10 protein-coding genes are annotated in these 14372 nt (G+C 62.4%); all 10 read left to right on the forward strand.

Going from position 1 to position 14372, the window contains the following annotated elements; all coding sequences use genetic code 11:
* Complete coding sequence (locus tag VGO04_RS31775; RefSeq protein ID WP_327499975.1) at positions 1 to 1311, forward strand: pilus assembly protein; 1311 nt, start codon at positions 1 to 3, stop codon at positions 1309 to 1311.
* A gap of 204 nt (positions 1312 to 1515) precedes the next feature.
* Positions 1516 to 3981 carry a glycogen/starch/alpha-glucan phosphorylase gene (locus VGO04_RS31780; protein WP_414650642.1) on the forward strand — a complete coding sequence of 822 codons (2466 nt, stop codon included), beginning with the start codon at positions 1516 to 1518 and terminating at the stop codon, positions 3979 to 3981.
* Positions 3978 to 6188, forward strand: a complete 2211-nt coding sequence (gene glgB, locus VGO04_RS31785) for a 1,4-alpha-glucan branching protein GlgB (RefSeq protein ID WP_327499976.1) — start codon at positions 3978 to 3980, stop codon at positions 6186 to 6188. The genes VGO04_RS31780 and glgB overlap by 4 nt, the downstream gene beginning before the upstream one ends.
* Before the next feature lie 78 nt (positions 6189 to 6266).
* Entirely contained in the window at positions 6267 to 7529 is a 1263-nt protein-coding gene (gene glgC, locus VGO04_RS31790; protein ID WP_327499977.1) for a glucose-1-phosphate adenylyltransferase, read from the forward strand.
* 7 nt (positions 7530 to 7536) lie between these two features.
* Positions 7537 to 8979: a glycogen synthase GlgA gene (gene glgA / locus VGO04_RS31795; RefSeq protein WP_327499978.1), complete on the forward strand. Its 1443-nt coding sequence runs from the start codon at positions 7537 to 7539 to the stop codon at positions 8977 to 8979.
* Positions 8980 to 8985: 6 nt separating this feature from the next.
* Positions 8986 to 10614, forward strand: coding sequence for an alpha-D-glucose phosphate-specific phosphoglucomutase (locus VGO04_RS31800; protein ID WP_327499979.1), 1629 nt, complete (start codon positions 8986 to 8988; stop codon positions 10612 to 10614).
* Between the two features lie 107 nt (positions 10615 to 10721).
* Positions 10722 to 12686, forward strand: coding sequence for a glycogen debranching protein GlgX (gene glgX / locus VGO04_RS31805; RefSeq protein ID WP_327499980.1), 1965 nt, complete (start codon positions 10722 to 10724; stop codon positions 12684 to 12686).
* 73 nt (positions 12687 to 12759) lie between these two features.
* Positions 12760 to 13248, forward strand: coding sequence for a MaoC family dehydratase (locus VGO04_RS31810; RefSeq protein ID WP_327499981.1), 489 nt, complete (start codon positions 12760 to 12762; stop codon positions 13246 to 13248).
* Between the two features lie 24 nt (positions 13249 to 13272).
* On the forward strand, positions 13273 to 13812 hold the full coding sequence (locus VGO04_RS31815; protein ID WP_327499982.1) for a GNAT family N-acetyltransferase: 540 nt from the start codon (positions 13273 to 13275) through the stop codon (positions 13810 to 13812).
* A gap of 68 nt (positions 13813 to 13880) precedes the next feature.
* The gene (nudI, locus tag VGO04_RS31820; protein WP_327499983.1) at positions 13881 to 14318 is read left to right on the forward strand and encodes a nucleoside triphosphatase NudI; all 438 of its coding nucleotides are present in this window, start codon (positions 13881 to 13883) and stop codon (positions 14316 to 14318) included.
* Positions 14319 to 14372: the final 54 nt, after the last annotated feature.

The following is a 14372-nucleotide window of genomic DNA, read 5'->3' on the forward strand; positions in this document are numbered from 1 at the left end:
ATGGGAAGACGATACACAGTAGGCCGGTCGTTCGGAGCGTTGCTCAAGGACCGGGGTGGCAATTTCGGCATCATGGCAGCGATCGCGACACCGTTGATCCTGGCGGCCGGCGGCATGGCCATTGACTTCGCCAACGTGATGTCGACCAAAAACCAGATGCAGGATGCCGCAGACGCAGCAGCGCTCGCGGCCGCATCGTCACTGGTCGCGAACAAGGACGCACTTACGCCCGAGAAAGCCAAGGAAATCGCCTTGAATTTCTTGAAGGCGCAGTCGGGGGCGACCTCGACGGACGTGCCCGGGGGAACCGGCGGTACCGGAGCGGTTAGCGGCGCTGCCGCTGGCTCGCCGACCGACGTTCAGACCCAGCCGACGATCGATATTATCACGACGGATGTCGGCAAGAGCGACAAGGCCTACAAGGTCAACGTCATCAACAGGCAGTCGTTCCAGCTGAACGCGATGACCCGCCTGCTCGGCAAGAATTCCATCAATCTGGAAACGGTCGCCGTCGCCGAAAGTGCAACGGAAACCAAGAACGCGATGTCGATGTATCTCGTGCTCGACCGCTCGGGCTCGATGGCGTTCGTGACGAACGTGAAGGACGAGAAGCGGACAAAGTGCAAGAACTGGACGGCGGACAACTGGGGCAAGAACATCTCCGAGACCAGTCCTTGCATGGTCGACAAGATCACGACCTTGAAATCTGCGGTCGAAACGCTGCTGAAGCCACTGGCGACGATGGATCCCGACAGCAAGTATGTGCGCGTCGGCGCGGTTTCCTACAGCAGTTCCATCTTCCCGGAAGAAAAACTGGCATGGGGCACGACGAAGGCGAGCACCTATGTCAAGGCCCTGGAAGCCAACGGCGGCACGGATTCAAGCGGGGCCTTCATTAAGGCGGTCGCAGACCTCAAGCTCAAGGGCGAGACCGACGCCCATGCGGCCTCCAACGGCCTCAAGCCCAACAAGTACATCGTCTTCATGACCGACGGTGCGAATACGCACTATAACGGGAAGGCGCTGACCCTCGCGACGCCGCCAAAGCCGGAACCGGACCTCGACAAATACACGCCTCAAGACTCCAAGTCGGATACTGAAACGCTCAAGGCGTGCCAGGATGCGAAAGACGCCGGAATCCGGGTGTTTACAATCGCCTTCATGGCGCCGATCCAGGGCAAGTCGGTGTTGAAGCGCTGCGCCAGCACCCCGGCCGACTACAAGGCGCCGGAAAATGCCGACGCGCTGGTCAAGGACTTCGGAGAGATCGGCGCGACGACCTCCGGCAAGATGGCGCGCCTGACGAAATAAGAGCGACCGTATCAAGACCGTGCCGTCCGGCTCGACCGGGCGGCATTTTTTGTGTTTTGCGTCTGCCGCTATCCACCGCTTAAGACGCATCTAATCCATTTAAAAACATCTGTTGCAAGCGCTTCGGATCGATGCATAAATTGCCTTTATCCCCGGTCGGGTCCGGCCTGCGACCTCCCAACGCAAAAGGGTAAAGACAGTTTCATGATGAACAGGCTCTCCACCAACGACGTGCCGCAGCCCGCCCCAAGGTCGTCCGAACCTAGCCAGCTCGCTGTTGAAATCCTCGAACGCCTGAAATACCGCATCGGCAAGGACCCCAAGGTCGCCAAGCCGCATGACTGGCTGACCGCGGCGATCCTGGTGGCGCGCGACCGCATTACCGACAAGTGGATGGATTCCACCCGCAAGACCTACGCGACCGGCGCCAAGCGCGTCTATTATCTCTCGCTCGAATTCCTCATTGGCCGCCTGATGCGCGACGCCATGACCAATATCGGCCTGATGGACGAGATGCGCGATGCGCTCGCCTCGCTCGGCGTCGATATAGACATCGTCGCCCAGCTCGAGCCGGACGCGGCACTTGGCAATGGTGGCCTCGGCCGCCTTGCCGCCTGTTTCATGGAATCGATGGCGACCGTCGACGTACCGGCCTATGGCTACGGCATCCGCTACATGCACGGCCTCTTCCGCCAGCAGATGGCCGATGGCTGGCAGGTGGAACTGCCGGAAACATGGCTTGCCCACGGCAACCCGTGGGAATTCGAGCGGCGCGAAAGCTCCTACGAAATCGGCTTCGGCGGGATCGTCGAAACCGCCAATGTCGACGAGGAAATCCAGCGTTTCGTCTGGAAGCCGGCCGAGCGCGTCATCGCCACCGCCTTCGACACGCCCGCCGTCGGCTGGCGTGCAAAACGCGTCAATACGCTCCGCCTCTGGACGGCGCAGCCAATCGACCCGATCCTGCTTGCCGCCTTCAACGCCGGCGACCACATCGGCGCGCTCAAGGAAAGCAACAAGGCAGAAAGCCTGACCCGCGTTCTCTATCCCGCCGACGCAACGCCGGCCGGCCAGGAACTGCGGCTGCGCCAGGAGTATTTCTTCTCCTCGGCCTCGCTTCAGGACATTTTGCGCCGCCATCTGCAGCAGTATCCGGATTTCACCTCGCTGCCCGACGCGGTCGCCATCCAGCTGAACGACACCCACCCGGCGATCTCGATTGCCGAGCTGGTGCGGCTCCTGACCGACCTGCATGGCCTCGATTTCGAGCAAGCCTGGGACATCACCCGCCGCACGATTTCCTACACCAACCACACGCTGTTGCCCGAAGCGCTCGAAAGCTGGCCTGTGCCGCTGATCGAGCGACTGCTGCCGCGCCACATGCAGATCGTCTATGCGATCAACGCCAAGATCCTGATCGAGGCCCGTCGCCAGAAGGGTGCGACCGACGACGAGATCCGCAATATCTCGCTGATCGACGAGAGCGGCGAACGGCGGGTGCGCATGGGTAACCTCGCCTTTGTCGGCTCGCACTCGATCAACGGCGTTTCGGCACTGCACACCGAGCTGATGAAGGAGACGGTGTTTGCCGACCTGCACAAGCTCTATCCGGACCGCATCAACAACAAGACCAACGGCATCACCCCGCGCCGTTGGCTGATGCAGTGCAATCCCGGTCTCTTCGGGCTGATCCGCGAGGCGATCGGCGACGAATTCATGGACAACACCGAGGCGCTGCAGGCGCTCGACGCCTTCTCGGAGAAGGCGGATTTCCAGGAGCATTTCGCCGCCGTCAAGCGCGCCAACAAGGTGCGCCTCGCCCAGCTCGTCCAGAGCCGGCTCGGCATCCGGCTTGATCCGTCGGCGATGTTCGACATCCAGATCAAGCGCATCCACGAATACAAGCGCCAGCTGCTGAACATCATCGAGGCGGTCGCACTCTACGACCAGATCCGCTCGCATCCGGAACTCGACTGGGTGCCGCGCGTCAAGCTCTTCGCCGGCAAGGCGGCGCCGAGCTACCACAATGCCAAGCTGATCATCAAACTCGCCAACGACGTCGCCCGTGTCGTCAACAACGACCCGGCGGTGCGTGGCCTGCTCAAGATCGTCTTCGTGCCGAACTACAACGTCTCGCTGGCCGAAATCATGGTTCCAGCCGCCGACCTTTCCGAGCAGATTTCGACCGCCGGCATGGAAGCGTCGGGCACCGGCAACATGAAGTTCGCGCTCAACGGGGCGCTGACGATCGGCACGCTCGACGGTGCCAACGTCGAGATGCGCGACTGGATCGGCGAGGAAAACATCAAGATCTTCGGCATGACGGCCGAGGAAGTGACAAAGGCGCGCGCCGAGGGCCACAATCCGCGCGCCATCATCGAGGGTTCGCGCGAGCTGTCGCAGGCGCTGCAGGCGATCGCCTCGGGCGTGTTCTCGCCTGATGATCGCAACCGCTTCTCCAGCCTCGTCGAAGGACTCTACAATCACGACTGGTTCATGGTGGCAGCCGATTTCGAGGCCTACGCACAGGCCCAACGCGAGATCGACCAACTCTGGACCACCCCGTCCGATTGGTACGCGCAAGCGATCCGCAACACGGCACGGATGGGTTGGTTCTCGTCCGATCGCACCATCCGGCAATATGCCGGGGAAATCTGGAGAGCTGGATGACGCCTTCGGCCGGCAAGGACCCGGAACCCGCAGCTTCAGGTCTGCTGTCAGCGCCGGATATCGCGGCCATTCTTTCGGGCACGCACGACGACCCCTTTGCCGTTCTCGGCGTGCATCCGGCAGGCAAGGCCATCCTTGCCCGCTGTTTCATTCCCGATGCCGAGACCGTGACGGTGGAAACGCTTGCCGGCAAGGAATTGGGCAATCTCGAGCGGCGCGACGATGCCGGCTTCTTCGAAGGCCCGGTGTCGCTGAAGAAGCCGCAGCCGGTGCGCTACCGCGCCCGCAACCAGGGCGGCGAATGGGTCGTCGTTGATCCCTACAGCTTCGGCCCGGTGCTCGGACCGATGGACGACTATTACATCCGTGAGGGTTCGCATCTCCGGCTCTTCGACAAGATGGGCGCGCACCCGATCGAACATGACGGCGCGCGCGGCTACCATTTCGCCGTCTGGGCGCCGAACGCCAAGCGTGTTTCGGTTGTCGGCCAGTTCAACGACTGGGATGGCCGGAAGCACGTCATGCGGCTGCGCACCGACACCGGTATCTGGGAAATCTTCATCCCGGGCGTCGAGGGCGGGCTTGCCTATAAATACGAGATCCTCGACCGCAACGGCACTTTGCTGCCGTTGAAGGCCGATCCTTTTGCCCGGCGTTCCGAACTGCGGCCGAATACGGCCTCGATGACGACGCCGGAGATCGCGCAGACCTGGGAAGACGAGGCGCACCGCAATCACTGGGCGACGGTCGATGCCCGGCGCCAACCGATCTCGATCTATGAGGTCCACGCCGGTTCCTGGCAGCGCCGCGACAATGGCGACATGCTTTCCTGGGACGAGCTTGCCGACCGGCTGATCCCCTACTGCGTCGACATGGGCTTCACCCATATCGAGTTCCTGCCGATCTCCGAGTTCCCGTTCGATCCGTCCTGGGGTTACCAGACGACCGGCCTCTACGCGCCGACCGCCCGTTTCGGCGAACCCGAAGGTTTTGCCCGCTTCGTCAACGGTTGCCACAAGGTCGGCATCGGCGTGATCCTCGACTGGGTGCCGGCGCATTTTCCAACCGACGAACATGGGCTTCGCTGGTTCGACGGCACGGCTCTTTACGAACACGAGGATCCGCGACAGGGCTTTCATCCCGACTGGAACACGGCCATCTACAATTTCGGCCGCCAGGAAGTGCTGTCGTTCCTCGTCAACAATGCGCTTTACTGGGCAGAGAAGTTCCATGTCGACGGCCTGCGCGTCGATGCGGTCGCCTCGATGCTCTACCTCGATTATTCGCGCAAGCACGGCGAATGGGTGCCGAACGAATACGGCGGCAACGAGAACCTCGAAGCGGTTCGCTTCCTGCAGACGATGAACACCGAGATCTATGGCTCCCACAAGGGCATCCTGACGATCGCCGAGGAATCGACCTCCTGGCCGAAAGTCTCGCATCCGGTTCACTCCGGCGGCCTCGGTTTCGGCTTCAAGTGGAACATGGGCTTCATGCACGACACGCTGCAGTATCTGTCGCGCGAGCCGGTGCACCGCAAGTTCCACCACAACGACCTGACCTTCGGCCTGCTCTATGCCTTCAGCGAAAACTTCGTGCTGCCGCTCTCCCACGACGAAGTCGTGCACGGCAAGGGTTCGCTGATTGCCAAGATGGCCGGCGACGACTGGCAGAAGTTTGCCAACCTTAGAGCCTACTACGCTTTCATGTGGGGCTATCCGGGCAAAAAGCTCTTGTTCATGGGCCAGGAATTCGCCCAATGGCGCGAGTGGTCGGAGGACCGCGCTCTCGACTGGAACCTTCTGGAATACCACCTGCACGAGGGCATGCGGCGCCTCGTGCGTGACTTGAACGGCACCTATCGCGCCAAGCCGGCGCTGCACGCCCGTGATTGCGAGGGCGATGGTTTCGAGTGGCTGCTGGCAGACGACCGCGACAACTCTGTTTTCGCCTGGCTGCGCAAGGCGCCCGGCGAAAAGCTCGTTGCTGTCATCACCAACTTCACGCCCGTCTACCGCGAGAGCTATGCCATCCCGCTGCCGTTCGAAGGTCGCTGGAAAGAGATCCTCAACACCGACGCGGAAATCTATGGAGGAAGCGGCAAGGGCAACGGCGGTGCCGTCCATGCCAAGAAGAGCACCACGGGAGCGATTATGGCCAACATCACCCTGCCGCCTCTGGCGACACTGATGTTGGAACAGGACTAAGCAGCCAATTTCGAGGGCCGCGAGGCGTCTGCGAAAGCCGCCTTGACGACCCCGAGGTCAATGTTATGGGGAGGACAAATGGTGGAAAAGCGTACGCAACCTCTGGCACGTGATGCCATGGCCTATGTTCTCGCTGGCGGCCGCGGCAGTCGCCTGAAGGAACTGACCGATCGCCGGGCGAAGCCGGCCGTCTACTTCGGCGGCAAGGCCCGCATCATCGACTTCGCGCTCTCGAACGCGCTGAACTCCGGTATCCGCCGCATTGGCGTCGCCACCCAGTACAAGGCGCACTCGCTGATCCGGCACCTGCAGCGCGGCTGGAACTTCTTCCGGCCTGAGCGAAACGAGAGCTTCGACATCCTGCCGGCCAGCCAGCGTGTTTCCGAGACGCAATGGTACGAAGGCACCGCCGACGCCGTTTACCAGAACATCGACATCATCGAGGACCACGGCGTCGAGTACATGGTCATCCTCGCCGGCGACCATATTTACAAAATGGACTACGAATTGATGCTGCAGCAGCACGTCGATTCCGGCGCCGATGTCACCATCGGCTGCCTTGAAGTGCCGCGCATGGAAGCGACCGGCTTCGGCGTCATGCATGTCGACGAGAAGGACCGCATCATCGCCTTTGTCGAAAAGCCCGCCGATCCGCCTGGCATTCCCGGCAATCCCGAGATGGCGCTCGCCTCGATGGGCATCTACGTCTTCCACACGAAGTTCCTGATGGACCTTCTGCGCCGCGACGCCGCCGATCCGAAATCGAGCCGCGACTTCGGCAAGGACATCATCCCGTACATCGTCGACAACGGCAAAGCCGTCGCCCACCGCTTTGCGCAGTCCTGCGTGCGGTCGGATTTCGAGCGCGAGGCCTATTGGCGCGACGTCGGCACGATCGATGCCTATTGGCAGGCCAATATCGACCTGACCCATGTGACGCCCGAGCTCGACATCTACGACAGCACCTGGCCGATCTGGACCTTTGCCGAGATCAAGCCGCCGGCAAAATTCGTGCACGACGATGAAAATCGCCGCGGCTCGGCGACCTCGTCGCTCATCTCAGGCGACTGCATCATCTCGGGCGCCGCGCTCAACCGAAGCCTGTTGTTCACAGGCGTGCGGGTCAATTCATATTCCCGTCTGGAGAATGCCGTAGTTCTTCCCGATGTGATGATCGGTCGTCACGCGACGCTGCGCAATGTGGTCATCGACAGCCGTGTCGTGATCCCGGAGGGCCTCGTCGTCGGCGACGATCCGGAGCTCGATGCCAAGCGTTTCCGACGCTCGGAAAACGGCGTCTGCCTGATCACGCAAACGATGATCGACAAATTGGGAATGTAGGCACTCTATGAACGTCCTCTCCGTTGCGTCCGAAGTCTATCCGCTGATCAAGACCGGGGGGCTCGCCGATGTCGTCGGCGCGCTCCCGACAGCGCTTTTGCCGCACGGCGTCAAAACCCGCACCCTGGTGCCCGGCTATCCGGCCGTGCTGCAGAAGCTGAAAAAGAAAAAGAAGGTCGGCACCTTCGACAACCTGTTTGGCAATCCGGCGACCATTCTCGCAGCCGAGGTCGACGGGCTCGATCTGCTGGTCCTCGACCAGCCGGCGCTCTATAACCGCGACGGCGGCCCCTATGTCGATGCGACCGGCCTCGACTACGCCGACAACTTCCGCCGTTTCGCCGCCCTTTCGCTGGCAGCGGCAGAGATCGCCGGCGGCGACGTGATCCCCGGCTGGAAGCCCGACATCGTCCATGCCCATGACTGGCAGACGGCACTGACACCCGTCTACATGCATTTCGGCCCTGCCGCCGCCACACCGACGGTCATGACGATCCACAACATCGCCTTCCAGGGCCAGTTCGGCGCATCGGTGTTCCCGGAGCTTGCCCTTCCCGCCGAAGCCTTCTCGATGCAGTTCGTCGAATATTACGGCGACGTCGGCTTCCTGAAGGGCGGCCTGCAGACCGCAAACGCGGTCACCACCGTCAGCCCTTCCTATGCGCAGGAAATCCTGACGCCCGAATTCGGCATGGGGCTCGAAGGCCTGTTGAAGAGCCGCGTCGCCGATCTCTCGGGCATCGTCAACGGCATCGACGCCGATGTCTGGGACCCGCAGACCGACCCGCACATCGCCCAGCATTTCAGCGCCACAACCTTGAAGCAGCGCGCCGGCAACCGGCGGGCGCTGGAAGAACGCTTCGGGCTTGAAAAGGGCACCGGCCCGATCTTCTGCGTCGTCAGCCGTCTCACCTGGCAAAAAGGCATGGACCTCGTTGCCGAAATCGCGGACGAACTCGTCGCGATGGGCGGCAAGCTCGTCGTGCTCGGTTCCGGTGACGCGGCACTCGAAGGCGCGCTTCTCGCCGCCGCCTCCCGCCATCGCGGCCACATCGGCATGGTCACCGGCTACAACGAGCCGCTGTCGCACCTGATGCAGGCGGGTTCGGACGCGATCCTTATCCCGTCGCGCTTCGAGCCCTGCGGTCTGACCCAGCTTTACGGCTTGCGCTACGGCTGTGTGCCGGTGGTTGCCCGCACCGGCGGCCTTGCCGATACGATCATCGACGCCAACGAAGCGGGCCTTGCGGCCAAGGTCGCCACCGGCTTCCAGTTCACGCCTGTCAATGGCGACGGCCTGCGGCTTGCGATCCGCCGCGTCCTGCGTGCATACAGCGAACCCAAGGTCTGGGCGAAAATTCAGACCCAGGGCATGAAATCGGACGTTTCCTGGGCCACAAGTGCCGAGCGTTACGTCTCTCTATATTCCGGTCTTCTCGGGAAAGGTTAAGTCAGCATGATAAGAACGGTTACCACGACCCCCTACGGCGACCAGAAGCCTGGCACGTCAGGGCTGCGCAAGAAGGTCCCGGTCTTCCAGCAGAAGAACTACGCCGAGAACTTCATCCAATCGATCTTCGATTCGCTCGAGGGCTTTCAGGGCGAAACCCTGGTGATCGGCGGCGACGGCCGCTACTACAACCGCGAAGTCATCCAGATCGCCATTAAGATGGCGGCAGCAAACGGCTTCGGCCGCGTGCTCGTCGGCCGCGGCGGCATCCTGTCGACGCCGGCCGCGTCCAACGTCATCCGCAAGTACAAGGCGTTCGGCGGCATCGTGCTTTCGGCCAGCCACAATCCCGGCGGCCCGACGGAAGATTTCGGCATCAAGTACAATATCGGCAACGGCGGCCCGGCACCGGAAAAGATCACCGACGCGATCTTTGCCCGCAGCAAGGTGATCGACAGCTACAAGATCTCCGACGTCGCCGACATCAACCTTGATGCCGAAGGCACCCAGGACATCGACGGCATGACGATCACGGTCATCGATCCGGTCGCCGACTATGCCGAGCTGATGGAGACCCTGTTCGACTTCGGCGCCATCCGCAAAATGATTGCGGGCGGCTTCCGCGTGGTCTTCGACGCCATGAGCGCCGTCACCGGTCCCTATGCCAAGGAGATCATCGAAAAGCGCCTCGGCGCGCCCAAGGGCTCGGTGATGAACTTCATTCCGCTGCCGGACTTCGGCGGCCACCACCCGGACCCGAACCTGGTCCATGCCCGCGCGCTCTATGAGACGATGATGGCGCCGGACGCACCCGACTTCGGCGCAGCGTCGGACGGTGACGGCGACCGCAATCTCGTCATCGGCCGCGGCATCTTCATCACGCCATCCGACAGTCTCGCCATGCTTGCCGCCAATGCGCACCTGGCGCCAGGCTACGCCAAGGGCATCGCCGGCATCGCCCGCTCGATGCCGACAAGCGGTGCTGCCGACCGCGTCGCCGAGAAACTCGGCATCGGCCTCTACGAGACGCCGACCGGCTGGAAGTTCTTCGGCAACCTGCTCGACGAGGGCATGGCGACGATCTGCGGCGAAGAAAGTGCCGGCACCGGCTCCAACCACGTGCGCGAGAAGGACGGCCTTTGGGCGGTTCTGCTCTGGCTCAACATCCTTGCCGCCCGCAAGGAAAGCGCGCTCGACATCGTTGAGAAGCACTGGGCGACCTACGGCCGCAACTACTACTCGCGCCACGACTATGAAGAGGTCGATAGCGACGCGGCCAACGGCCTGATCGCCAATCTGCGCGACCAGCTGACCACGCTTCCCGGCACGTCTTTCGGCGCGCTCAAGGTCGCAACCGCAGACGACTTTGCCTACAACGACCCGGTCGACCACTCCGTCAGCAAGAACCAGGGTATCCGCATCCTGTTCGAAGGCGGCTCGCGCGTCGTCTTCCGCCTGTCGGGCACCGGGACGTCGGGCGCGACATTGCGCGTCTACATCGAGCGCTTCGAGCCGGACGCCACGCGCCATGGCATCGACACCCAGGAGGCGCTCGCCGATCTCATCGCCGTTGCCGACGAGATTGCCGGCATCAAGACCCGCACCGGCCGCACCGAGCCGAGCGTGATCACCTGAGACACTGCACAAGGGCCGCTACATGCGGCCCTTCTTCTTTCGACCCTTCCCCCATGTCCGGGCAGAGGGGGTGAGCAGCGCATACGTTGAACAAGAGGGCCGCCTTCATGCCGACCACCGGAAATCCTCTCCTCGGTGCCGCCATCACGCCTGAGGGCACCGTGTTTTCGGTCTGGTCGCGCAACGCCGCCCGCATCGATCTCTGCCTGTTCGACAAAACCGGCGCCAAGCAATTGCGGCAGCTGCCGATGGCACGCAGCGGCGACGTGCACAGCCTGACGGTCGCGGATGCCCCGAAAGGCACGCGCTACGGCTTTCGCGCTGATGGCGTCTATTCGCCTGATCACGGCCTCTGGTTTGACCCCTCCAAGCTCCTGGTCGATCCCTATGCCGTGGAACTCGACCGACCCTTTCAACACGATCCGCGCCTGACGATCTTTGGCGAAGACACCGCCAATCTGGTGCCGAAGGCAATCGTCTCCGAAGCAAAGTCGGTCAAGCTGAAGAAGCCGCTGTTCCAGACCGGCGGCCTGATCTACGAGATTGCCGTCAAGCCCTTCACCATGCTGCATCCTGGGGTCCCCGAGGCCAAGCGTGGCACCGTGGCGGCATTGGCCGAACCGGTCATCATCGAACACCTCAAGCGTCTCGGCGTTTCCGCAGTCGAACTGATGCCGATCGTCGCCTGGATCGACGAGCGCCATCTGCCTCCCCTCGGGCTGAAGAACGGATGGGGTTATAATCCGATCGCACCGATGGCGCTCGATCCACGGCTGGTCCCAGGTGGCATCAAGGAGTTGCGAAAGACGGTCGAGGCGCTGCGCAAGGCCGGTATCGGCGTGATCCTCGATCTCGTCTTCAACCATTCCGGCGAAAGCGACCGCTTCGGCACCACACTGTCGATGCGCGGCCTCGACAACCTGACCTACTATCGTCACGCCACCGACCGGCCAGGCGAACTGATCAACGACACCGGCTGCGGCAACACCATTGCCTGCGACAATCCGGTGGTCGAGGCGCTGATCCTCGACAGTCTGCGCCATTTCGTAAATGCCGCCGGTGTCGACGGCTTCCGCTTCGACCTTGCTTCGATCCTCGGACGCGACATGGGCGGCTTCCACCGCGATGCCCGGCTATTCCAGGCGATCTCGGCCGATCCGCTGCTTGCCGACCGCGTGCTGATCGCCGAACCCTGGGACATCGGCCCCGGCGGCTACCAGCTCGGCAACTTCCCCTCGCCCTTCCTCGAATGGAACGACCGCGCCCGTGACGATATCCGCATCTACTGGCGCGGCGACCGTCATGCGATCGGGGCCCTGGCAACGGCGCTTGCCGGCTCGTCGAACAGTTTTTCCCGCTGGGGCGAAAGCGGCACCCGGAGTGTCAACTTCGTCGCCGCCCATGACGGCTTCACGCTCGCCGACATCGTTTCCTATGCCGGCAAGCACAACGAGGCGAATGGCGAGGAAAACCGCGACGGCCACAATGAGAACCATTCGTGGAACAACGGCGCGGAGGGTCCGACCACCGATCCGGAAATCCTCGCGGCGCGCCGCCACGACGTGATGGCGCTCATCGGCACGTTGTTTGCAACCCGCGGTACGATCATGCTGACCGCCGGAGACGAAGGCGGGCGCAGCCAGAACGGCAACAACAACGCCTATTGCCAGGACAACGCCATCACCTGGCTCGACTGGGCTGCTATGGACAATGAGATTGTTGCCCGTACCGCTGCCCTGTCGGAAATGCGCGCGCGCTTCAGCGTTTTCGGCGAGACCGCGTTTCTCACGGGAAACGGCGATGTCGAATGGCGTCGCCTCGACGGGCAGCCGATGACGACAGGCGATTGGGAGCACCCGGCCACGGACAATCTGATGATGGTTCTTGCGACCCAAGACCGCGTACAGAAACGGGCAACGCGGCTTGCCATCGTCATCAACCGCAGCCACGCGCCTCACCCGGTCAGGCTGCCTGACGGCATCGCCGGGAAGTGGCAGCAGGTGTCGGCGGAACCCGCCATCGCGGACAATGTCGCGCCACGGTCCGTCACCTTCTTGGTCGAAGTTTTCTAAAGCTTTTCCGCCGCTTGCAGGTTGCAACGGGCAGGCCTATATCGTTTCGGGGGGCTTGTATCGGGGCGTTCACATGCTTGAGGACATTTCACTTTCTGAGATCAAGGTGCTGGTCGGCAACGAGGTCGGCGTTTCCGACTGGATTACGGTCGGCCAGGACATGATCGATAAGTTCGCCGAGGCGACCAGCGACTACCAGTACATTCACGTCGACCCGGTTCGCGCGGCTGCCGAAACGCCTTTTGGCGGCACGATCGCGCATGGCTTCCTGTCGCTCTCGCTGCTGTCGGCGATGAACTACAATTGCCTCCCGAAGATCCGTGAGCAGACCATGGGCATCAACTACGGCTTCGAGAAAGTGCGCTTCATTGCGCCGGTGAAGAGTGGCGCCAAGGTGCGTGGCCACTTCGTGATGGCCGACGCCCGCTTCCGCGGTGCGAGCATGCTGATGATCACCTACGACGTCAGCGTAGAGATCGAGGGCGAACGCAAGCCGGCGCTGACGGCCACATGGCAGACGATCATCCAGTTCGACCCGAAGGACCGGCCAGCGGATGCGTAGCAACGCCGCAACCGAGTAACCCAAATGAGCGCAACACTGACGGTCGGGCCGGCCGACGACCGCTTTGCGGCTGACTTTGCCGGCTGCGACTTCTCCTTCGAAGTGACGTCCGAGGCGTTGCCGCCCTTCACCGGCCCTGGTCTTGGCGCCGTCACTCCTGTCGATGTTTACACCAAGGCTTATGGATCCGATCCAAGAGAGCTTCTGGATGCATCTGCAGAGCCCGACGCCCCTCTTTTCGTCGCGCGCATCGATGGCAGGCTTGCGGGCTACATGGCGCTATCGAAGGCATGGAACGGCTTTGCCGAGGTGGACGACATCGCTGTCGACAAAGATGCGCGGCGGGCCGGTGTTGCCAAAGCCCTCATGGACCAGGCGGTATCGTGGGCGAAGGAACAGGACCTGCCGGGAATCCGGCTCGAAACCCAATCGAACAATGTCGCGGCCTGCCGCTTCTATGAGCGCTACGGCTTCGAGCTTTCCGGCTACGACCGGCATCTCTACTCCGCGCTTAAGCCCGGAACCCGCGAGATAGCGCTCTACTGGTCCTTGCGCTTCGTCTGAGAAAATCGAACAAGACATCCAAAAGAAGGCGACGCTCGTGGTCGCCAAGTCAGTCGGCGGAGAGGCAATTGCGTCAGCGCATCATCGTGTGCCCACTCATTCGGAACGAAGGGGCTTACCTGCTCTGCAAGATGCCGCCGGATCGTGGCGTGTTTCCAGGGCAATGGGCCCTTTCCGGCGGCGGGCTCGAGCCGGGGGAGCGTCTTGAGGAGGGCCTGCGCCGCGAAATACGGGAAGAGCTTGGAGATTGCCTGCGGATCGGGGCGATCCAGCCCTGGACCTTTCGCGACGACATCAGGACCAAGTCCTATGCCGACAGCTCAAGCGAGCAGTTGCACATGATCTATCTGATTTTTGACTGCGAAGCGGAAAATCGCGACGTCACCCTCAACGACGAGTTCGTCGAACATGCCTGGGTCGAACCCGAACGCCTGCAGGATTACGACCTGAACGAGGCGACGCGACGCACGCTACAGGAAAAAGGCGTCCTGCCAACTCGGCAGTGAGAGCGAGCAGGCTCTGGACAGTCTTCGAAAGCCGAGAAGCGCCTGAGAGCACTT

The sequence above is a fragment of the Ensifer sp. genome, from assembly GCF_035999185.1.
Classification (GTDB): Bacteria; Pseudomonadota; Alphaproteobacteria; order Rhizobiales; family Rhizobiaceae; genus Ensifer.

Bases quoted from the DNA above. Each gene is read 5' to 3' on its own strand.
- VGO04_RS31775 (WP_327499975.1), top strand. From the start codon at position 1: ATGGGAAGACGATACACAGTAGGCCGGTCGTTCGGAGCGTTGCTCAAG.
- VGO04_RS31780 (WP_414650642.1), top strand. From the start codon at position 1,516: ATGATGAACAGGCTCTCCACCAACGACGTGCCGCAGCCCGCCCCAAGG.
- glgB (WP_327499976.1), top strand. From the start codon at position 3,978: ATGACGCCTTCGGCCGGCAAGGACCCGGAACCCGCAGCTTCAGGTCTG.
- glgC (WP_327499977.1), top strand. From the start codon at position 6,267: ATGGTGGAAAAGCGTACGCAACCTCTGGCACGTGATGCCATGGCCTAT.
- glgA (WP_327499978.1), top strand. From the start codon at position 7,537: ATGAACGTCCTCTCCGTTGCGTCCGAAGTCTATCCGCTGATCAAGACC.
- VGO04_RS31800 (WP_327499979.1), top strand. From the start codon at position 8,986: ATGATAAGAACGGTTACCACGACCCCCTACGGCGACCAGAAGCCTGGC.
- glgX (WP_327499980.1), top strand. From the start codon at position 10,722: ATGCCGACCACCGGAAATCCTCTCCTCGGTGCCGCCATCACGCCTGAG.
- VGO04_RS31810 (WP_327499981.1), top strand. From the start codon at position 12,760: ATGCTTGAGGACATTTCACTTTCTGAGATCAAGGTGCTGGTCGGCAAC.
- VGO04_RS31815 (WP_327499982.1), top strand. From the start codon at position 13,273: ATGAGCGCAACACTGACGGTCGGGCCGGCCGACGACCGCTTTGCGGCT.